The 21,487-nt window shown below is 54.5% G+C and carries 12 protein-coding genes and 2 pseudogenes; 10 read left to right on the forward strand and 4 right to left on the reverse strand.

What is annotated here, in order from left to right; all coding sequences use genetic code 11:
* Positions 1 to 755: 755 nt before the first annotated feature.
* Together rcsD and rcsB are read left to right on the forward strand one after the other, a co-directional pair.
* Positions 756 to 3,425, forward strand: coding sequence for a phosphotransferase RcsD (gene rcsD / locus P0H77_RS14625; protein WP_276157576.1), 2,670 nt, complete (start codon positions 756 to 758; stop codon positions 3,423 to 3,425).
* Between the two features lie 16 nt (positions 3,426 to 3,441).
* The gene (gene rcsB / locus P0H77_RS14630) at positions 3,442 to 4,092 is read left to right on the forward strand and encodes a response regulator transcription factor RcsB (RefSeq protein WP_103674331.1); all 651 of its coding nucleotides are present in this window, start codon (positions 3,442 to 3,444) and stop codon (positions 4,090 to 4,092) included.
* 41 nt (positions 4,093 to 4,133) lie between these two features.
* Here rcsB and rcsC read toward each other — a convergent pair whose 3' ends face one another.
* Positions 4,134 to 6,980, reverse strand: coding sequence for a two-component system sensor histidine kinase RcsC (gene rcsC, locus P0H77_RS14635; RefSeq protein ID WP_276157577.1), 2,847 nt, complete (start codon positions 6,978 to 6,980; stop codon positions 4,134 to 4,136).
* A gap of 133 nt (positions 6,981 to 7,113) precedes the next feature.
* Positions 7,114 to 9,750, reverse strand: coding sequence for a DNA topoisomerase (ATP-hydrolyzing) subunit A (gene gyrA, locus P0H77_RS14640; RefSeq protein ID WP_276157578.1), 2,637 nt, complete (start codon positions 9,748 to 9,750; stop codon positions 7,114 to 7,116).
* A gap of 159 nt (positions 9,751 to 9,909) precedes the next feature.
* Here gyrA and ubiG point away from each other — a divergent pair, with 159 nt between their 5' ends.
* From ubiG to yfaE, 4 genes are all read left to right on the forward strand, one after another.
* Positions 9,910 to 10,638, forward strand: coding sequence for a bifunctional 2-polyprenyl-6-hydroxyphenol methylase/3-demethylubiquinol 3-O-methyltransferase UbiG (ubiG, locus tag P0H77_RS14645; RefSeq protein WP_276157579.1), 729 nt, complete (start codon positions 9,910 to 9,912; stop codon positions 10,636 to 10,638).
* 342 nt (positions 10,639 to 10,980) lie between these two features.
* On the forward strand, positions 10,981 to 13,266 hold the full coding sequence (gene nrdA / locus P0H77_RS14650; RefSeq protein ID WP_276157580.1) for a class 1a ribonucleoside-diphosphate reductase subunit alpha: 2,286 nt from the start codon (positions 10,981 to 10,983) through the stop codon (positions 13,264 to 13,266).
* Between the two features lie 100 nt (positions 13,267 to 13,366).
* Positions 13,367 to 14,497 (forward strand): class Ia ribonucleoside-diphosphate reductase subunit beta, encoded by a 1,131-nt coding sequence (gene nrdB / locus P0H77_RS14655; protein WP_276157581.1) that lies wholly within the window; start codon positions 13,367 to 13,369, stop codon positions 14,495 to 14,497.
* The gene (gene yfaE, locus P0H77_RS14660; RefSeq protein WP_276157582.1) at positions 14,497 to 14,751 is read left to right on the forward strand and encodes a class I ribonucleotide reductase maintenance protein YfaE; all 255 of its coding nucleotides are present in this window, start codon (positions 14,497 to 14,499) and stop codon (positions 14,749 to 14,751) included. Before nrdB ends, yfaE begins: the two co-directional genes overlap by 1 nt.
* 5 nt (positions 14,752 to 14,756) lie before the next feature.
* On the opposite strand, the pseudogene P0H77_RS14665 reads toward yfaE, so the two are convergent.
* A pseudogene (locus tag P0H77_RS14665) lies at positions 14,757 to 15,242 on the reverse strand (MFS transporter); the annotation flags it as partial.
* Between P0H77_RS14665 and P0H77_RS14670 the strand changes: the two are divergent.
* Positions 15,243 to 15,785, forward strand: a pseudogene (locus P0H77_RS14670) (LysR family transcriptional regulator substrate-binding protein); the annotation flags it as partial. It abuts the pseudogene before it with no gap.
* A gap of 29 nt (positions 15,786 to 15,814) precedes the next feature.
* On the opposite strand, the gene glpT reads toward P0H77_RS14670, so the two are convergent.
* Entirely contained in the window at positions 15,815 to 17,167 is a 1,353-nt protein-coding gene (gene glpT, locus P0H77_RS14675) for a glycerol-3-phosphate transporter (protein WP_276157583.1), read from the reverse strand.
* 249 nt (positions 17,168 to 17,416) lie between these two features.
* Here glpT and glpA point away from each other — a divergent pair, with 249 nt between their 5' ends.
* Genes glpA through glpC form a run of 3 tightly spaced genes read left to right on the forward strand, consistent with a single transcriptional unit; the run spans position 17,417 to position 21,484 of the window.
* Positions 17,417 to 19,045, forward strand: coding sequence for an anaerobic glycerol-3-phosphate dehydrogenase subunit A (glpA, locus tag P0H77_RS14680; RefSeq protein WP_276157584.1), 1,629 nt, complete (start codon positions 17,417 to 17,419; stop codon positions 19,043 to 19,045).
* Positions 19,035 to 20,294, forward strand: a complete 1,260-nt coding sequence (glpB, locus tag P0H77_RS14685; RefSeq protein ID WP_276157585.1) for a glycerol-3-phosphate dehydrogenase subunit GlpB — start codon at positions 19,035 to 19,037, stop codon at positions 20,292 to 20,294. The genes glpA and glpB overlap by 11 nt, the downstream gene beginning before the upstream one ends.
* Positions 20,291 to 21,484, forward strand: coding sequence for an anaerobic glycerol-3-phosphate dehydrogenase subunit GlpC (gene glpC / locus P0H77_RS14690; protein ID WP_276157586.1), 1,194 nt, complete (start codon positions 20,291 to 20,293; stop codon positions 21,482 to 21,484). Before glpB ends, glpC begins: the two co-directional genes overlap by 4 nt.
* The last annotated feature ends 3 nt before the right edge of the window (positions 21,485 to 21,487 follow it).

A 21,487-nucleotide genomic window follows, 5' to 3' on the forward strand; every position in this document is an offset into this window, starting at 1 on the left:
TCCAACTGGAATATGATACGAAAACTTCTAAGATGTTTCAGTTTTCCATATAGGTGTTTCATTTTGTGAATTTTTGGGAACTTTTTTTTGCTACAAATAGCTAAAAATATCCGCACTAATAATCAAAATAAAAATATTAAATAACCCAATCAATCACTTAGGTTAAAAAAATGTTTTAGCACTGATTGCCAAAACAAAACCTGTGAAGGCGACTAGAATAGATATCGCTATCATCATTAACTTTATTTATTACCGTCATTCAGTTCTGAATGTCTGTTTACCCCTATTTCTACCGGATGCTTCGCATCCGGTTTTTTTTTACCTTTCTTTACGTTAATTGATAAAGGATGTACTACCGCCTGGAAATCATAACGACTATTAATTAATCATTTTAATCACTTAAGGTGATAATTCCCGCTCCGTTTGTTGCGGTATTTTGTTTGATATTTTGTGCGACTCTCGGTACCTGAATTGTCTTTTGTACCGCCAGAGGAAGACATCATCCCCACCACGTGTCTTACTCCACGACCGTTTCGCTGTAGTAAAAATCAGGTAACTGGCTCGTTAAGAGTCTGGAATTTCATCCATTACCCTTTATACTGCGAGCAGTACAAAATCATGCAGCATAATGGCTTACATCAGCTTTCTTAATGTGGCTGCAATGCAAAAGCATGGTCAACACAGTATCTCAGTTGCGCTAACGGCTCTGAGCTTTTTTCGTCTTTCAGTGCGGTCACAACGGGTACACATGCAAAATGAGTCAGTCTGATACAATGAGCCCTTCTAAGTTCTCCCTGATGCCAGCAAGCCTTACGCGCTACTTTCTGCTGCTCATCATTGTATTGCTGGTAACAATGGGTGTGATGATCCAGAGCGCGGTCAACGCCTGGCTCAAAGACAAGAGCTATCAGGTTGTCGATATCACTCATGCCATTCATAAACGGGTTGATACCTGGCGCTATGCCACCTGGCAGCTTTACGACAATGTCGCCGCCACGCCGCTCACCGCCGGAGAAGGCCTACAAGAAACGCGTCTCAAGCAGGACGTGTACTACCTTGAGAAGCCTCGCCGGAAAACCGAAGCGCTGATTTTTGGCTCGCATGACAGTTCGACGCTGGAGATGACCCAGCGTATGTCAACGTATCTGGATACGCTCTGGGGCGCGGAAACGGTTCCCTGGTCGATGTATTATCTGAACGGTCAGGACAACAGCCTGATCCTGGTCTCAACGCTGCCACTGAAAGATCTCTCCTCTGGTTTTAAAGAATCCAACGTCGGCGGCGTCGTCGATTCTCGCCGCGCGGAAATGCTTCAGCAGGCCAACTCGCTGGACGAGCGTGAAAGCTTCTCTGCCCTGCGCCGTCTGGCCTGGCAAAATGGCTATTACTTTACGCTACGCACGACCTTTAACCAGCCGGGACATCTGGCGACGGTGGTGGCCTTTGATTTGCCGGTTAACGATATCATTCCGCCAACTATGCCGCTGGAAAGCTTCCGTCTGGAGCAGGACAATACGCCGTCCGCGCTGCGCACGGCGGAAAAGGAGGCGGCAGACAGCGCCAGCGTTAACCTTAACGGCTCGCGTATTGAGATTGCTTCCGCTATCAACTCCACCGGCATGCGCCTCGTGTGGCAGGTTCCTTTCGCCACGCTGCTGCTGGACACCCTGCAAAATATCCTGCTGCCGCTGTTGCTGAACATCGGTCTGCTGGCGCTGGCGCTGTTCGGCTATACCACCTTCCGCCATCAGCCAATACGTCAACAGGGTGAACCTGCCACGCCAGCGGTGGCGAATAATGAACTGCGGCTGCTGCGCGCGATTAATGACGAAATCGTCTCCCTGCTGCCGCTGGGTTTGCTGGTGCACGATCTGGAGTCCAACCGCACGGTACTGAGTAACAAGATCGCTGACCATTTGCTGCCGCATCTTAATTTGCAGAATATTACCAGCATGGCCGATCAGCACCAGGGCGTGATTCAGGCGACGATCAACAATGAACTGTACGAGATCCGTCAGTTCCGCAGTCAGGCGGTGCCGCGCACGCAAATCTTTATCATCCGCGATCAGGACCGGGAAGTGCTGGTCAGTAAAAAACTGAAACAGGCTCAGCGGCTGTATGAAAAAAACCAGCAGGGCCGCACCGCCTTTATGCATCATATCGGCGATGCGCTGAAACAGCCGGCCAGAACGTTAGCTTCTGAAGCCGCGATGCTGGGGACGGACGAAAGTAAAAAACTTGCCCATCACGCTGATATTCTGGTGCGGCTGGTGGATGAAATCCAGCTGGCAAATATGCTGGAAGACGGCAGCTGGCAAAGCGCCTCCCGTGAATTTTCGATTCAGGAATTGATTAACGAGGTAGTGCCGGACGTGCTGCCGGTGGTAAAACGTAAAGGTTTGCAGCTGCTGATCAACAATAACCTGCCCGCCAGCGAACAGCGTTATGGCGACCGTGATGCCCTGCGACGGATCCTGCTGCTGCTGATCCAGTATGCGGTCACCGCCACACAAATTGGCAAAATCACCCTGGAAGTGATCGCCGACGAGTCGGCAGAAGATCGCCTGACGTTCCGCATCCTGGATACCGGCAACGGCGTCTCTTCGCGTGAAATCGACAATCTGCACTTCCCGTTCCTTAACGATACTCAGGCCGATCTTTACGGTAAGGCCAATGCGCTCACCTTCTGGCTTTGCGACCAGCTGGCGCGTAAACTGGGCGGCCATCTTAATATCAAATCTCACGATGAACTGGGCACGCGCTACTTATTGCATGTGAAAATGGCGGCCAGTGCGCCGGAGACAGAATCGGATGAACGTTTGCTGGATGATGTGGTGGCGATGATTGACATCACCTCCAGCGAAATCCGCAGTATCGTCGTCAGACAACTTGAAAACTGGGGTGCCTCATGCATTTCCCCGGATGAAAGAGGCGGGAGTCAAGAATTTGATCTCTTTTTAACGGATAATCCGTCTAATCTTACAGCCGCGGGCTTGCTTTTAAGCGATGATGAGCCTGGCGTGCGAAGAATTGGCCCCGGTCAGCTACGGGTCAATTTTAATATGAGCAATGCTATGCAGGATGCTGTACTGCAACTGATTGAAGAGCAACTGGCTCAGGAAGAGAGTGTGGAGGCTCCCGGCGCAAACAATGAAAACGCCGAACTCCACGCCAGCGGCTATTATGCGCTGTTTGTTGACACAGTACCGGACGATGTTAAGAAGTTGTATACTGAAGCGGCAACGGATGATTACGCTGCGCTGGCGCAGACGGCTCACCGCCTGAAAGGAGTATTTGCCATGCTTAATCTGGTACCCGGCAAGCAGCTATGTGAAACTCTGGAACATGTCATTCGTGAGAAAGACTCTCCAGGCATAAAAAAATACATCAGCGACATTGACGCTTACGTCAAGAGCTTACTGTAGCAAGGTAGCCTTATAGATGAACAACATGAACGTAATTATTGCCGATGATCATCCCATCGTCCTGTTTGGTATCCGTAAATCACTGGAACAGATCGAATGGGTGAACGTTGTCGGCGAATTTGAAGACTCCACAGCATTGATAAATAACCTGCCAAAGCTGGACGCTCATGTGCTGATCACCGATCTTTCCATGCCAGGCGACAAATACGGCGACGGGATCACTTTGATCAAGTATATCAAGCGCCATTTTCCCGGCATTTCCATCATTGTCCTGACAATGAACAATAACCCGGCGATCCTGAGCGCGGTGCTGGAACTGGATATCGAAGGGATCGTCCTGAAGCAGGGTGCACCAACCGACCTGCCAAAAGCGCTGGCGGCGCTGCAAAAAGGGAAGAAGTTCACCCCGGAAAGCGTGTCGCGCCTGCTGGAAAAAATCAGCGCCGGTGGTTATGGCGACAAGCGTTTATCGCCTAAAGAGAGTGAAGTACTGCGTCTGTTTGCAGAAGGTTTCCTGGTTACGGAAATCGCCAAAAAGCTCAACCGCAGTATTAAAACGATCAGCAGCCAGAAAAAATCAGCGATGATGAAACTGGGTGTGGAAAACGACATCGCTCTGCTGAATTACCTTTCTTCGGTAACCCTGTCCTCTGCGGATAAAGAGTAATTCCCCTTTTCACCCCGGCCAGTGGCCGGGGTGATACTCCCCTATTCCCTGGCTTTTCTGACGCGATTGGCGTAAATGGTTAACGTCTGCTTAAGCACATCCAGCGTTACCGGCTTCGATAAACAGCTATCCATTCCCGATTCCAGACAACGCTGCCGCTCTTCTGCCAGCGCATTGGCCGTCACGCCCACCACCGGCAGCGTCAGTCCGAGCTGACGAATACGCTGCGTCAGGCGATAACCATCCATATTCGGCATATTCACGTCGCTGAGAATAATATCGATATGATTTTTGCTTAACACGTTGAGCGCATCCACGCCGTCGTTTGCCGTTTTACACTGATAGCCCAGCGATCCGAGCTGATCGGCGAGCAGACGGCGGTTAATCGGATGATCGTCAACTACGAGGATCATCATGTCGTCATTGGCGGCGATAGCGCTTTCACCCGCAGGCAGCGAGGCACTGCTGTCGGTGCTTTCGACATCAAGACTGTAAATTCTCGCCATCAGCGCCATCAGCTCATGCGGTGCAGCGACGCTGTGAACCCACTCTCCCGGCGCGCGCTCCAGTGGAATACCGATGTGGCGGCGGCAGAAAGCGATCGTCGCCCGTCCACCCCATCCCTCCGGCGGGGTGCCATCAGTAATGAGCGTATCTTCATGGTCGGGATATTGCCCTTCGTAACGCTCGACGCGCACGCCGTGGCGTTGCAGCAGGTTTTCGAGGAACAGATACAACGACGCATTATTCACCGCCAGCCAGCAGCGCTTATTACTGAGGCCGTGCAGCGAAAGTTGCGGCATATCTTCTACGCCGTACAGCGGAATGCGAATGGTGAACTGGCTGCCCATGCCCGGCTCGGTATCGACAGAAATATCGCCGTCCATCATGCCGATCAGCTTCTCGCAGATCGCCAGCCCAAGGCCGGTTCCCTGGAAGTTACGCTGCACGCCCGTCCCGACCTGGAAGAACGGATCGAACAGGCGCACCACTTCTTTTGCCGGGATACCCACCCCGGTATCGCGCACGCGAATGGAGAGGTATTCTTCGCTGCGCTGAATATGCAGGATAATACAGCCGGTATCGGTGAATTTGATGGCGTTGCTCAGCAGGTTAGAGATCACCTGTTGCAGACGCATCGGATCGCCCTTCATCTGCAGCGGAACGTCAGGCTCCACAAAGCAGTACAGCCCAAGCTGTTTTCTGACCACCAGCGGCAGATAGTTGGCCGTAATGTGACTCATCACCTCACGCGGCGAGAACTCGCGCGGCTCAATTTTCAACTGCTCGGATTCGATTTTCGAGAAGTCGAGAATATCGCTAATAATTTTCAGCAGCAGCGCCGAAGAGTTGTTCATCGCCGTCACCAGCCGGTCGACGCTTTTCGGTAACTCTTTGGTTTGCAGCAAATCGAGGTTGCCGATAATGCCATACAGCGGGGTGCGCAGTTCATGGCTGACGGTTGCCAGGAACATGGACTTCGACTGGCTGGCCTGCTCGGCGGCATGCGCCATTTCCTGAAGCGACTCTTCCATTTTGACGCGCGAAGAGACATCCACCAGCACGCAAATTGCCACGTTCTCGTTGCGGTAGCGCGAGTGAACGAAGCTGATTTGCAGATTGGTATTATTACTGGTCAGCACGTCAACAAAATTAACCTGCTGGCCGCAGATGATTTGCGTCAGCCGCTGGCGATCTTCGTGTGTAAGCATGTTGAGATAGTCATGCGCCAGCTCGTTACTCAGGATGTTAGTGCCGTCGAGGGTACGTAAAATACAGATCCCCACCGGCGCAGAGGCAACAATTTTGCGGTTGAACTGCTCATGCTCCTCCAGCCGCTGCGCGTCGGTTTCCGCCGGAATAAACAGCTTGCGCTCATACACCCGCGCCAGCCAAATCAGTCCGATACCGACCAGAATATTCAGCAGCGCTGCATTCATTATCAGCATCCGGATACGTTCCAGCACTACGTCTATCGGTACCGAATACACCACGCTCAGGGAAGATGGCAGCAGGTTTTTCTTCAGCACCAGCTCGCGGTAGCCGGAGGTATAGCCAAACCACATCCGCTCCTGCATCCAGCGGGAATCGATTTGCAGGGTGTTTTCCGGCCCGGTCAGCGCAATCAGCGAATGCCCGCTTTCATCGAGGATCGTCACGCCCATAGGCAGGTTGCCGGGTGTAAAAAAGTTTTCCATGCGAATGGTTTGCTCAACGCCCATCAACGCCTGTAAACGGTTTGCCAGATAGACGGGCGTTAAGGCATAAAAATAGCCGATGCCCGGACGCGGACCACGGCTGATCCAGAACAGATTATCCCCCCGCTCTTCCTGCGGCGCGCTGCGGTATTTCATGATCCGCTCATGTAGCGCGCTTAATGCTTCATCGCGTTCTACCGGAATATCACGCAGGCCAAAGTTCGCCATGCACAGATTTTCACCGCCGATCAGAAAAACGCGGTTCAGATCGTAGGCCGCTGAGAAATTGTCCCGCCAGTAGCGCATAAACCACGCCATTGATTCCAGCGACCCACGCCAGGTATTCCCCATAGCGGAACAATCAGAATCAGGGAATAGCGGCGCAAACTCAGGAATATTCATATCATTGAGGCGATTTCGTCCCGCTAAAACGCCATTTTCAGCCGTAAGACGATTCTCAGCGATGTATTTAAGCTCTTTCATCACATCGGAGGTTCGCTGGATATAACGCTGCGCCTGATCGGCGTTTAACGCAAATTCCTGATGAATTTCAGCTTCCCGGTCATGAAGCGCATTGACGATGTAAAAGACAGAGGCCAGCGCGATAAGCAGCCATAGCAGCAGCGCCAGCGCGCGAAACATATAGCGCGAGATTTTGAGCGTATTACGAAAGGAGGCAAGGTATTTCAAAGGAAGCAGCCATCAGAACCATCGGGATGGAAATAAAGTAGCGGTAAAACACGCTACCCGCAACGGTAATAAAAAGGGCCGGATGATCCAGCCCTTTCTTTACGCGTTCTGTATTAACGACAGGTGATAATCGTTATTCGTCGGCGTCGTCAGCAACGTCGTCATCGGTATCCGCTTCCGGGGCGATGTCTTCATCCCCTTCTGCCACGCTACCGTCGATTGAATCCAGTTCTTCATCATCAACCGGTTCAGCGACACGCTGTAAGCCCACCACGTTTTCATCTTCCGCGGTACGGATGAGGATCACGCCCTGAGTGTTACGGCCTACCACGCTGATTTCCGATACGCGGGTACGCACCAGCGTTCCGGCATCGGTGATCATCATGATCTGGTCGGTGTCAGTAACCTGCACTGCACCCACCACGGAGCCGTTACGCTCGGTGACTTTAATGGAGATAACGCCCTGAGTGCCGCGGGACTTGGTCGGATACTCGCTTTCCGCGGTACGCTTACCGTAGCCGTTTTGCGTGACGGTCAGAATGGCACCTTCACCGCGCGGTACGATCAGCGAAACGACCTTATCTTCTCCGGCCAGCCTGATGCCACGCACGCCGGTCGCGGTACGTCCCATTGCACGCACCGCGCTGTCTTTAAAGCGCACCACTTTACCCGCGGCTGAGAACAGCATGACTTCATCTGCCCCGGAGGTCAGATCAACGCCAATCAGTTCGTCGCCGTCGTTGAGGTTCACCGCGATAATACCGGCAGAGCGCGGACGGCTGAACTCGGTCAGCGCCGTTTTCTTCACGGTACCGCTGGCGGTCGCCATAAAGACGTTCACGCCCTCTTCGTACTCGCGTACCGGCAGAATCGCGGTAATACGTTCGTTGGCTTCCAGCGGCAGCAGGTTGACGATAGGACGCCCACGCGCGCCACGGCTCGCTTCCGGTAGCTGGTAAACCTTCATCCAGTACAGACGGCCACGGCTGGAGAAGCAGAGGATGGTGTCATGGGTGTTGGCCACCAGCAGGCGGTCGATAAAGTCTTCTTCTTTAATACGGGCGGCTGACTTGCCTTTACCGCCACGACGCTGGGCTTCGTAATCGGTCAGCGGTTGATATTTCACGTAACCCTGGTGAGACAGAGTGACGACCACATCTTCCTGGCTAATCAGATCTTCGATATTGATATCAGCGCTGTTGGCGGTGATTTCAGTACGGCGCGCGTCACCAAACTGCTCGCGTACCAGTTCAAGTTCTTCGCGGATCACTTCCATCAGACGCTCAGCGCTGCCGAGAATGTGCAGCAGTTCAGCGATCTGTTCCAGCAGCTCTTTGTACTCGTCGAGCAGTTTTTCGTGCTCAAGGCCGGTCAGTTTCTGCAAACGCAGATCCAGAATCGCCTGTGCCTGCTGTTCGGTCAGATAATACTGGCCGTCACGCACGCCGAATTCTGGCTCCAGCCATTCCGGACGTGCGGCGTCATCACCGGCACGTTCCAGCATCGCAGAAACGTTACCCAGATCCCAGGAACGCGCGATTAAACCCGCTTTCGCTTCAGCCGGCGTCGGCGCACGGCGAATCAGTTCGATAATCGGATCGATGTTCGCCAGCGCAATCGCCAGCGCTTCAAGGATATGCGCCCGATCGCGCGCTTTACGCAGTTCGAAAATAGTACGGCGCGTCACCACTTCACGGCGGTGACGCACGAAGGCGGCGATAATGTCTTTCAGGTTCATGATCTTCGGCTGGCCATGGTGCAACGCCACCATGTTAATACCGAAAGAAACCTGCAGCTGAGTCTGCGAATAAAGGTTGTTGAGAACCACTTCACCGACCGCGTCGCGTTTCACTTCAATCACGATGCGCATGCCGTCTTTGTCAGACTCGTCACGCAGCGCGCTGATGCCTTCCACGCGTTTGTCTTTCACCAGCTCGGCGATTTTCTCGATCAGGCGCGCTTTGTTTACCTGATACGGGATTTCGTGAACGATGATGGTTTCACGCCCGGTTTTCGCGTCAGCTTCCACTTCCGCGCGAGCGCGAATGTACACTTTGCCGCGACCGGTACGATAGGCTTCTTCGATGCCACGGCGACCGTTGATGATCGCGGCGGTCGGGAAGTCCGGGCCGGGGATATGCTCCATCAGCCCTTCAATGCTGATGTCTTCATTGTCAACATACGCCAGACAGCCGTTGATCACTTCCGTCAGGTTATGCGGCGGGATGTTGGTGGCCATGCCGACCGCGATACCTGAGGAACCGTTAACTAACAGGTTCGGGATCTTGGTTGGCATGACATCTGGAATTCGCTCGGTTCCGTCGTAGTTATCGACGAAATCCACCGTCTCTTTTTCCAGGTCGGCCATCAGTTCGTGGGCGATTTTCGACATACGGATTTCCGTATAACGCATCGCTGCGGCGGAGTCGCCGTCGACAGAACCGAAGTTACCCTGGCCATCTACCAGCATGTAACGCAGGGAGAATGGCTGCGCCATACGAACGATGGTGTCATACACGGCGGTATCACCATGGGGGTGATATTTACCGATAACGTCACCCACCACACGGGCAGATTTTTTATAGGCTTTGTTCCAGTCATTGCCCAATACGTTCATGGCGTATAGTACGCGACGGTGAACCGGCTTCAGGCCATCGCGGACATCCGGCAGCGCACGGCCAACAATGACCGACATCGCATAATCCAGATAGGAGCTCTTCAGCTCTTCCTCGATGTTAACCGGTGTAATTTCTCTCGCAAGGTCGCTCATCTAACCGCTATCCCTCTACTGTATCCCGGATTCAAAGGTCGCAAATTATAACACAATCGTCATAAGACAGGTAAAGGGAATGGCGCTCAGGGAAGGCTTTATTCATCCTGGTGTGCTGATATACTCAAACGAATTGCCAAATAAGGAGTAAAAGCGCCAATGAATGCCGAAAAAGCCCCGGTGGCCCCGAATGTTGACCATCAGGAGATTGCCAAATTTGAAGCGGTCGCCTCACGCTGGTGGGATCTGGAAGGTGAATTTAAGCCCCTGCACCGCATTAACCCGCTGCGTCTGGGTTATATCGCTGAGCGCTCAGGCGGCCTGTTTGGTAAGACGGTGCTGGATGTCGGCTGCGGCGGGGGCATCCTTGCCGAGAGCATGGCGCGTGAAGGCGCGACCGTTACCGGGCTGGACATGGGCGCAGAGCCCTTGCAGGTTGCCCGTCTGCACGCGCTGGAAAGCGGCGTCACCGTGGAGTACGTGCAGGAAACGGTCGAGGAACATGCGGCTCAGCATGCACAGCAGTACGACGTCGTGACCTGTATGGAAATGCTTGAGCACGTACCGGACCCGCAGTCGGTGATAAATGCCTGCGCGCAGCTGGTTAAACCCGGCGGTCACGTTTTCTTCTCGACGATCAATCGCAACGGTAAAGCCTGGCTGATGGCGGTCGTCGGCGCGGAATATGTCCTGCGGATGGTGCCGAAGGGCACGCACGACGTGAAGAAATTCATTCGTCCTTCTGAACTGCTGGGCTGGGTGGACCAGACGTCGCTTAAGGAAGTTCATATGACCGGGCTGCATTACAATCCGCTGAGCAATACCTTTAAGCTCGCGCCTGGCGTTGACGTTAACTATATGTTGCATACAACCGCCAAAAACGACTGACCTTAGTAAAAATAGTTCTGAAGATTGCGCGGTATCAAACGGCGCAATCTTTCAGGTCGTCGAAGAAATCAGCGCTCGATCAAAAATTCTATTTTTTTTCCAGAATATTGACATGCCCTCCAGCCCTTATGTGACGTGGATTTTGCCTTTCTTACGCTTCCGCAACCTCAATTTAACCTCAAAATCAACTCTTGTACTCAAAAGAATCCTTACTAGAATACTCACCATATAGCGTTCATTTTATTCATCACCCCCTACATATAGTATTTATCCACAGAGTTAGTCACAGCGACGTTTTGTGGATAAGCGGGGGATATTTCTTCACGGACAGGTAAAAACTACATGAATCAGAGTCTGCTGGTGACAAAGCGCGACGGTCGTACCGAGCGTATCAATCTCGACAAAATCCATCGTGTGCTGGATTGGGCGGCAGATGGGCTGAGTAACGTCTCTATTTCGCAGGTAGAATTGCGTTCGCATATTCAGTTCTATGACGGCATCAAAACCTCCGATATCCATGAGACGATCATCAAAGCGGCGGCGGATTTGATTTCCCGCGACGCGCCGGATTATCAGTATCTGGCCGCTCGCCTGGCGATTTTCCACCTGCGTAAAAAAGCCTACGGTCAGTTTGAGCCGCCTGCCCTGTATGATCATGTGCGCAACATGGTTGAACTGGGTAAATACGATACCCATTTGCTCGAAGATTATACTCAGGAAGAGTTTGCGCAGATGGACGCGTTCATTCAGCACGACCGCGATATGACCTTCTCCTACGCCGCCGTTAAGCAGCTGGAAGGCAAATATCTGGTGCAGAACCGCGTCACTGGCGAAATCTACGAGAGCGCCCAGTTCCTGTATATTCTGGTTGCCGCGTGCCTGTTCTCAAATTATCCTCGTGAAACCCGCCTTGACTACGTAAAACGTTTTTATGATGCGGTGTCGACCTTCAAGATTTCTCTGCCGACGCCAATCATGTCAGGCGTGCGCACCCCAACCCGCCAGTTCAGCTCCTGCGTGCTGATCGAGTGCGGCGACAGCCTTGACTCCATCAACGCCACCTCCAGCGCGATCGTGAAATACGTTTCCCAGCGCGCCGGTATCGGCATCAACGCCGGACGCATCCGTGCGCTGGGTAGCCCGATTCGCGGCGGTGAAGCGTTCCACACCGGCTGTATTCCATTCTACAAGCACTTCCAGACCGCGGTGAAATCCTGCTCGCAGGGTGGCGTGCGCGGCGGGGCAGCGACGCTGTTCTACCCAATGTGGCACCTGGAAGTCGAAAGCCTGCTGGTGCTGAAAAACAACCGCGGCGTGGAAGGCAACCGCGTGCGCCACATGGACTACGGCGTGCAGATCAACAAACTGATGTACACCCGTCTGCTGAAAGGTGGCGACATCACGCTGTTCAGCCCGTCTGACGTCCCTGGCCTGTACGACGCCTTTTTTGCCGATCAGGATGAATTCGAGCGCCTGTACACAAAATATGAACAGGACGCCAGCATCCGTAAGCAGCGTATCAAAGCGGTTGAGCTGTTCTCGCTGATGATGCAGGAACGTGCCTCTACCGGCCGTATCTACATCCAGAACGTCGACCACTGTAACACCCACAGCCCGTTCGATCCGCAGGTTGCGCCGGTTCGTCAGTCAAACCTGTGTCTGGAAATCGCCCTGCCGACTAAACCGCTTGACGATGTTAACGATAAAAACGGCGAAATCGCCCTGTGTACGCTCTCCGCGTTCAACCTTGGCGTGATTAAAAACCTCGACGAACTGGAAGATCTGGCGGTGCTGGCCGTGCGCGCGCTCGATGCCCTTCTCGACTATCAGGATTACCCGATCCCGGCCGCCAAACGTGGCGCAATGGGACGTCGTACCCTGGGTATTGGCGTGATCAACTTTGCCTACTGGCTGGCGAAAAACGGCAAGCGCTATTCTGACGGCAGCGCCAACAATCTGACCCATCAGACATTTGAAGCGATTCAATATTATCTGTTGAAAGCTTCGAATGAGCTGGCGAAAGAGCAAGGTGCCTGCCCGTGGTTCAACGAAACCACCTATGCGCAGGGTATCCTGCCGATCGATACCTATAAGAAAGATCTCGACGGCATTACCGATGAGCCGCTGCATTATGACTGGGAAACGCTGCGCGAATCCGTCAAAACGCACGGTCTGCGTAACTCCACGCTGTCAGCCCTGATGCCGTCTGAAACCTCGTCGCAGATTTCAAACGCCACTAACGGCATTGAACCGCCGCGCGGCCATGTGAGCATCAAAGCGTCGAAAGACGGCATTCTGCGCCAGGTAGTGCCGGATTATGAGCTGTTGAAAGACCAGTACGAACTGCTGTGGGAAATGCCGAATAACGACGGCTATCTGCAGCTGGTGGGAATTATGCAGAAGTTTATCGACCAGTCGATTTCTGCCAACACCAACTACGATCCGACGCGTTTCCCGTCAGGTAAAGTGCCAATGCAGCAATTGCTGAAAGACCTGCTCACCGCCTACAAATTTGGCGTGAAAACGCTGTACTATCAGAACACCCGCGACGGCGCGGAAGATGCTCAGGACGATCTGGCACCGTCTATTCAGGACGATGGCTGCGAAAGCGGCGCGTGTAAGATCTGATGAACTCTGCCGGGTGGCGCTACGCTTACCCGGCCTACGGTTTCACGGTTTGAAGGCCGGATCCGCTATCCGGCACGCATCCCACAAAGGACTCACTTTCATGGCATACACCACCTTTTCACAGACGAAAAATGATCAGCTGCTGGAACCGATGTTTTTCGGCCAGCCGGTGAACGTGGCACGCTACGATCAGCAAAAATATGACATCTTCGAAAAGCTGATTGAAAAGCAACTCTCCTTCTTCTGGCGCCCTGAAGAAGTCGACGTCTCCCGCGACCGCATTGACTACCAGGCGCTGCCGGAGCACGAAAAACACATCTTTATCAGCAACCTGAAATACCAGACGCTGCTGGACTCTATTCAGGGACGCAGCCCGAACGTGGCTTTGCTGCCGCTGATCTCGATCCCTGAACTGGAAACCTGGGTAGAGACCTGGGCCTTCTCCGAAACGATCCACTCACGCTCTTATACGCATATCATCCGTAATATCGTTAACGATCCGGCGATTGTATTTGACGATATTGTCACCAATGAGCAGATCCAGAAGCGTGCTGACGGCATTTCCAGCTATTACGATGAATTAATCGAGATGACCAGCTACTGGCATCTGCTGGGCGAAGGCACGCACCAGGTGAAGGGTAAAACCGTCACGGTTAACCTGCATGAGCTGAAGAAAAAACTCTACTTGTGTCTGATGAGCGTGAACGCGCTGGAGGCCATCCGCTTCTACGTCAGCTTCGCCTGCTCATTTGCCTTCGCCGAGCGTGAACTGATGGAAGGCAACGCCAAGATTATCCGCTTGATCGCCCGCGACGAAGCGCTGCACCTGACCGGCACTCAGCATATGCTGAACCTGCTGCGCTCCGGAACCGACGATCCGGAGATGGCGGTAATCGCTGAAGAGTGCAAACAGGAATGCTATGACCTGTTCGTACAGGCGGCGTTGCAGGAGAAAGAGTGGGCAGGCTATCTGTTCCGCGATGGCTCTATGATTGGCCTGAACAAAGATATTCTGTGCCAGTACATTGAGTACATCACCAATATCCGCATGCAGGCCGTGGGTCTGGATTTGCCGTTCCAGACCCGCTCGAACCCTATTCCGTGGATCAATACCTGGCTGGTGTCCGACAACGTACAGGTTGCACCGCAGGAAGTGGAAGTCAGTTCTTATCTGGTCGGTCAGATTGACTCTGAGGTCAATACCGACGACCTGAGCGATTTCCAGCTCTGATGAGCCGGGTCACGCTGTGCATCACTGGCACCCATTTGCTGTGCCAGGATGAGCACCCGTCGCTGCTGGCGGCGCTGGAATTTCATCAGGTGACGGTGGAATACCAGTGTCGTGAAGGGTACTGCGGCTCCTGTCGCACCCGGCTGGTGGCAGGTCAGGTCGAATGGCTGACGCAACCGCTGGCATTCATTCAGCCCGGCGAGATTTTGCCCTGCTGTTGCAGGGCGAAAGGCGATATTGAAATTGAGATTTAAGCGGCTTAATGCAGTTCTCTGGTGGAAACCAGCTTGACGTTGCCGCGCATTTTCATCTGTACGATATACAGCGCACCAGCAAGTACCACCACCACCGCGCCTACCAGATAAATCGCCCGATACCCTGCCCCCTCAACCATCAAGCCCATAATAAAGGCACCCATGGCCATGCCGGCATCCATCGCATTAAAAAATAGCGAGTTGGCGACGCCGATTTTATGCGGCTCAACCGAACTGATAATCTGCGTCTGGAATACCGGGGTGACTGAGCCGTAGCCAATACCGATCAGCGCCCCTGACAGCACCATAGTTACGCTGCCGTGGGTATAGCCCAGCACCACCAGCCCAAGAGTAAAGGCCAGCAGGCAGGGATAGACCACATACTTTGGCCCTTTCTTGTCGCAGAGGTTGCCGGTGAAAGTACGGCACGCCATCAGAAATAGCGCGTAACAGAGCAGAAAATTACTGGCCGCCGCCATTAAATCCAGCTCGTGCGCCATTTTGAAACGCACTATCCGCATATTAAAATTATCCCCTATGAAGCCAACAGCGCGGAAATAATAGACTCGCTGCAAAAAGCAGACATCGATGCCGGCTTTGTCCATTTTCCGATAAATGGCCTGTATTCTGTCCCGGTTTATACCGATAAATTTTGCGTGGTAGTGCCTGAACAGCATCCTTTTGCGCAGCGTGAGAATGTCGCCCTTGAGGCGTTATTTAATGAGCCGCTGATTATCAGTAAAGGGCGCTATGAATTAAGTATTATGAGCCTGTTTAAAGAGCATAACATCACGCCCAGAATTAAATATGAATTTAACCATCCGGCAACGGCCATCAGTTTTATTCGTCAGGGGCTGGGGATCGCTCTGTTACCCGAGCTGACGCTAAACAGCGTGGAGCATAATCTCTGTTCTGTGCCGCTGGAGCCAACCTTTTACCGGACTATTTCGCTGGTCAGTAAAGAAGAACCCATCAGCGGTAGCCCGCTCGCGTTGCTGAATGCCTGCCTGCAACATTCTGCGACCGTGAAGTAGCCGGGCGGCCTTGCGCCGCCCGGCCAGTATTACCGTTGCTTCTGCGCAAGGGCAGCATGGTGACGCTTCTCGCCGATCATCACCACAATCAGCAGGAGCACGGCCAGCACGCTGCCGCCAATCATCACAATAAATCCGCCGTCCCAGCCAAAGAAGTCGACGGTATAACCGACAATCGCACTGGCCGCTACCGATCCGCCGAGGTAGCCAAACAGGCCGGTAAAGCCCGCCGCCGTACCCGCCGCTTTTTTCGGTGCCAGCTCAAGGGCATGCAGACCAATCAACATTACCGGGCCGTAAATCAAAAAGCCGATGGTAATCATACAGACCATATCGACCGTCGGGTTGCCCGGCGGGTTAAGCCAGTAAACCACGGTGGCAATGGTCACCAGCGTCATAAAGAAGACGCCGGTCGCACCGCGGTTACCACGGAAGACTTTGTCCGACATCCAGCCGCAAAGCAGCGTACCGGGGATCCCCGCGTATTCATATAAGAAGTATGCCCAGGAAGATTTATCCAGCGCAAAATGCTTCACTTCTTTCAGATAGGTCGGTGACCAGTCGAGAATGCCGTAGCGCAACAGGTAAACAAATACGTTAGCAATGGCGATATACCACAACAGTTTGTTGGGCAGTACGTACTGCATAAAGATTTGCTTCGCGGTCAGTTCCTCTTCCGCTTTCTCGTTATAGTCATCCGGATAATCGTTTTTGTACTCTTCAATAGGCGGCAGGCCGCAGGACTGCGGGGTGTCGCGCATCAGGGAGAAAGCAATGACAGCCACCACAATCGCGGCAAACGCTGGCATATAGAGCGCCGCTTTCCAGTCGTTAAACCACGCCATCCCCAGCAGAAATAACAGCGGAGGAATACCGCCACCGACGTTATGCGCGCAGTTCCACACCGAGACGATCCCACCGCGCTCTTTTTGCGACCACCAGTGGACCATCGTGCGCCCGCACGGCGGCCAGCCCATGCCCTGAAACCAGCCGCAGATAAACAGCAGCACAAACATGATGGCGATGCTGGAGGTGGCCCAGGGCACAAAGCCCATAAACAGCATCACTAACGCCGCCAGAATCAGGCCCGCCGGGAGGAAAACGCGCGGATTCGACCGGTCGGAAACCGAGCCCATAATGAATTTGGAGAAACCGTAGGCGATGGAAATCCCCGACAGCGCAAAACCCAGGTCGCCGCGTGAAAACCCTTGTTCAACCAGATACGGCATGGCGAGAGCAAAGTTTTTACGCACCAGATAATAGGCGGCATAACCGAAGAAGATCCCCAGGAAAATTTGCCAGCGCAGTCGACGATAAGTCGGGTCAATTTCCGCCTCAGGCAGGCGCGCCCGATGAGGAGCAGGTTTAAAAATACTCAGCATAATAGCCTCCGTGGCCATGTCATATTCAGAGGTAAAAAGCAGAACGTCTGCTTCAGGGGGTTCATACGTTATAAATCGGCAACCACAGGCTGAAGTAAAGCACAGATTGTTACATTTTTATGACAAATGTTCAGAAAGGCGCATGCGGTCACATTTAATCTTCGTAAAATGCGCGAATGTGCTCGAAATCAAACATTCCTTACCTTTTCTATGGCTAAATGTTAATAAACGAACAGTAAGGGGAAGGCGATGAAGGCACCGGTAGCGCAGGAAAGTGATGTGATTGTCATTGGTGGCGGAGCCACCGGTGCCGGTATCGCGCGCGACAGCGCCCTGCGCGGGCTGCGGGTTACGCTTCTTGAACGCCATGATATTGCGACGGGTGCCACGGGGCGCAATCATGGATTGCTGCACAGCGGCGCGCGTTATGCGGTGACCGATGGCGAATCAGCGCGCGAGTGCATTAGCGAAAATCAGATCCTCAAACGCATCGCCCGCCACTGCGTTGAACCCACCGATGGCCTGTTTATTACCCTGCCAGAGGATGAGCTGTCATTTCAGGCAACCTTTGTCAGCGCCTGCGAAAGCGCCGGGATCCGCGCGGAGATTATCGACCCGGCCCTCGCCAGGCGGATTGAACCCGCGGTTAACCCGCACTTAACGGGTGCCGTCAGAGTCCCGGATGGCACCCTCGATCCTTTCCGCCTGACCGCCGCGAACATGCTGGATGCCCGCGAGCACGGTGCCACTATTCTTACCGCCCATGAAGTGACCGGGCTGGTGCGCAACGGCGCGACGGTGTGCGGCGTGCATGTCATTAATCATCTGACCGGCGAAGCGCAGACGCTTTATGCCCCGGTCGTGGTCAACGCGGCAGGGATTTGGGGTCAGCGCATCGCGGAGTATGCCGACCTGAGTATTCGCATGTTTCCGGCCAAAGGATCGCTGCTGATCCTCGATCACCGTATTAATCAACACGTGATCAACCGCTGCCGCAAGCCTTCCGACGCCGATATTCTGGTGCCTGGCGATACCATTTCGCTGATTGGTACCACCTCCCTGCATATTGATTATGCTGAGATTGACCAGAATCGGGTGACGGCCGAAGAAGTGGATATTCTGTTGCGCGAGGGGGAAAAGCTGTCGCCGATTATGGCGCAGACCCGTATTTTACGCGCCTATGCCGGGGTTCGCCCGCTGGTCGCCAGCGATGACGATCCGAGCGGGCGCAACGTCAGCCGGGGCATTGTTCTCTTCGATCACGCCAGCCGCGACGGTATGGAAGGCTTTATTACCATTACCGGCGGCAAACTGATGACCTACCGGCTGATGGCGGAATGGGCAACCGACGCCGTCTGCCGCAAGCTGGGAAACCATCAGCCGTGCACCACCGCCAGCACGCCGCTGCCCGGATCGCAGGGGCCGGTGGAACATACGCTGCAACGCATGATCTCGCTTCCTGCGCCGCTGCGCGGCTCGGCGGTATACCGCCACGGCGACCGCACTCCCTCCTGGCTGGGCGAAGGCCGCCTGCACCGCAGCGTGGTGTGCGAATGTGAAGCGGTGACCGCCGGAGAAGTCCAGTACGCGGTGGAAAATCTGGCCGTCAACAGTCTGCTCGATCTGCGCCGCCGCACCCGCGTCGGCATGGGAACCTGCCAGGGCGAACTGTGCGCCTGCCGCGCCGCAGGCCTGCTCCAGCGGTTTAACGTCACCACATCAGCCCAGTCATTACGCCAGCTTTCCGACTTTCTTAACGAGCGCTGGAAAGGCATCCAGCCCGTCGCGTGGGGCGATGCGCTGCGCGAAAGTGAATTTACGCGCTGGGTTTATCAGGGCCTGTGCGGTCTGGAGAAGGAGCAAAAGCATGAGATTTGATACGGTGATCATCGGCGGCGGTCTGGCGGGTCTGCTGTGCGGGCTGCGATTACAGAATGCAGGTCTGCGCTGTGCGATTGTCAGCCGGGGGCAAAGCGCCCTCGCCTTCTCCTCCGGATCGCTCGATCTGTTAAGCGTCCTGCCGGATGGCACGCCAGTCAGTGATATTCGTACCGGTCTGGAAAAACTTGGCGTGCAGGCACCAGAACATCCCTATTCGCTGCTGGGGGTGGAAACGGTGCTCACGCTGGCCCAACAAACGCAGCACCTGCTGGCGGAATGCGGGGCATTAATGCAGGGAAACCTCAGCCACAATCACTCCCGCGTGACGCCGCTCGGCACGCTGCGCAGCGCCTGGCTTAGCCCGCAGGAGGTACCCGTCACGCCGCTGACTGCCCGGCGAATTTGCGTGGCGGGCATTACCGGCATGATGGATTTCCAGCCCCACCTCGCAGCCGCCTCGCTGCGCGACTACGGACCCACGGTGGAGGTCGCCGAGATCGACCTGCCAGAACTGGATATGCTGCGCGACAATCCCACGGAATTTCGCGCCGTCACCATCGCCCGCGTGCTGGACGATGAAGCGCACTGGCCGCGGCTTTATCAGGCGCTTCTGCCGCTGGCGCAGCGCTGCGATGCCCTGTTTATGCCCGCCTGCTTTGGCCTGGAAGATCGTCGCCTTTATGAATGGTTAAGCCAGCGGCTTCCCTGTTTGCTGCATTTATTACCGACGCTGCCGCCGTCGGTGCCTGGTCTGCGTCTGCATCGTCAGCTACAGCGTCAGTTCGTTAAATCCGGCGGTACCTGGCTGCCTGGCGACGAAGTTAAGCGGGTCACGCTGAGCGAAGGAAACGTGAGCGAAGTCTGGACCCGTCATCATGCGGATATTCCGCTGCGTCCACGTTTTGTGGTTCTCGCCAGCGGCAGCTTTTTCAGCTATGGCCTGCTGGCCGAACGCAACGGTATTCGTGAGCCTGTTTTAGGGCTTGAGGTCCAGCAAACCGCCAGCCGCGCCGACTGGTATGCGCGTGATTTTTTTGCCCCTCAGCCGTGGCAGCAATTTGGGGTGAAGGTCGATAGCCACCTGCGTCCGCAAGCGGCTGGCGAAACCCTTACCAATGTGTTCGCGGTCGGCGCGGTCCTTGGCGGATTTGATCCGATTGCCCAGGGTTGCGGCGGCGGCGTCTCAGCCGTTACCGCGCTATTTGCCGCCCGGCACATTATCGCGCTTGCCGGAGGCCAGTCATGAGCGATACGCGTTTTGAAAGCTGCATCAAATGCACGGTTTGTACTACCGCATGCCCGGTGAGCCGCGTTAATCCACGCTATCCCGGCCCGAAACAGGCCGGGCCGGATGGCGAACGGCTGCGTCTGAAAGATGGCGCGCTGTATGACGAGGCGCTGAAATACTGCATCAATTGCAAACGCTGTGAGGTGGCCTGCCCGTCAGACGTGAAGATTGGCGACATTATCCAGCAGGCTCGCGCGCGCTACGCTACCACGCGTCCTTCATTACGGAATATTATACTGAGCCATACCGATTTAATGGGCAGCCTGTCCACGCCCTTCGCGCCCGTGGTTAACGCCGCAACCTCGCTGAAGCCGGTGCGTCAACTGCTTGATCATGCATTAAAAATTGACCACCGCCGCACGCTGCCAAAATATTCTTTTGGCACCTTCCGCCGCTGGTACCGGAGCGTGGCGGCGCAGCAGGCGCAGTACCCCGATCAGGTCGCCTTTTTCCACGGTTGCTTTGTGAATTACAACCATCCGCAGCTGGGTAAGGATCTCATTCGCGTGCTGAATGCGATGGGCACCGGCGTACAGCTACTGAGTAAAGAGAAATGCTGCGGCGTGCCGTTAATCGCCAACGGTTTTACCGATAAGGCGCGCAAACAGGCAGTCAGCAATGTGGCGTCGTTACGGGAAGCGATTAGTGAGAAAGGTATCCCGGTCATCGCGACCTCTTCCACCTGCACGTTTGCCCTGCGCGATGAATATCCGCAGGTGCTGGACGTGGACAATAGCGGACTGCGCGAACATATTGAACTGGCAACCCGCTGGCTATGGCGCAAACTGGATGCGGGGCAAAGGCTGCCGCTGAAAACGCTGCCGCTGAAAGTGGTGTATCACACGCCGTGCCATATGGAAAAAATGGGCTGGACGCTGTATACGCTAGAGCTGCTGCGCCTGATCCCAGGGCTGGAACTCACGGTGCTGGACTCGCAGTGCTGCGGAATTGCCGGCACCTACGGCTTCAAGAAGGAGAATTACCCGACGTCGCAGGCAATAGGCGCGCCGCTATTTCGGCAAATTGACGAGAGCGGTGCCGATCTGGTGGTGACGGACTGCGAAACCTGCAAATGGCAAATTGAGATGTCCACCAGCAAACGCTGTGAACATCCCATTACGTTACTGGCGAAAGCGCTGGACGGGTAACAG

Source organism: Superficieibacter sp. HKU1 (assembly GCF_029319185.1).
Lineage (GTDB): Bacteria > Pseudomonadota > Gammaproteobacteria > Enterobacterales > Enterobacteriaceae > Superficieibacter.

Coding starts and splice junctions, on each gene's coding strand:
- glpA (WP_276157584.1), top strand. CDS start 17,417: ATGAAGGCACCGGTAGCGCAGGAAAGTGATGTGATTGTCATTGGTGGC.
- gyrA (WP_276157578.1), bottom strand. CDS start 9,750: ATGAGCGACCTTGCGAGAGAAATTACACCGGTTAACATCGAGGAAGAG.
- nrdB (WP_276157581.1), top strand. CDS start 13,367: ATGGCATACACCACCTTTTCACAGACGAAAAATGATCAGCTGCTGGAA.
- glpB (WP_276157585.1), top strand. CDS start 19,035: ATGAGATTTGATACGGTGATCATCGGCGGCGGTCTGGCGGGTCTGCTG.
- rcsD (WP_276157576.1), top strand. CDS start 756: ATGAGTCAGTCTGATACAATGAGCCCTTCTAAGTTCTCCCTGATGCCA.
- rcsB (WP_103674331.1), top strand. CDS start 3,442: ATGAACAACATGAACGTAATTATTGCCGATGATCATCCCATCGTCCTG.
- glpC (WP_276157586.1), top strand. CDS start 20,291: ATGAGCGATACGCGTTTTGAAAGCTGCATCAAATGCACGGTTTGTACT.
- ubiG (WP_276157579.1), top strand. CDS start 9,910: ATGAATGCCGAAAAAGCCCCGGTGGCCCCGAATGTTGACCATCAGGAG.
- glpT (WP_276157583.1), bottom strand. CDS start 17,167: ATGCTGAGTATTTTTAAACCTGCTCCTCATCGGGCGCGCCTGCCTGAG.
- yfaE (WP_276157582.1), top strand. CDS start 14,497: ATGAGCCGGGTCACGCTGTGCATCACTGGCACCCATTTGCTGTGCCAG.
- nrdA (WP_276157580.1), top strand. CDS start 10,981: ATGAATCAGAGTCTGCTGGTGACAAAGCGCGACGGTCGTACCGAGCGT.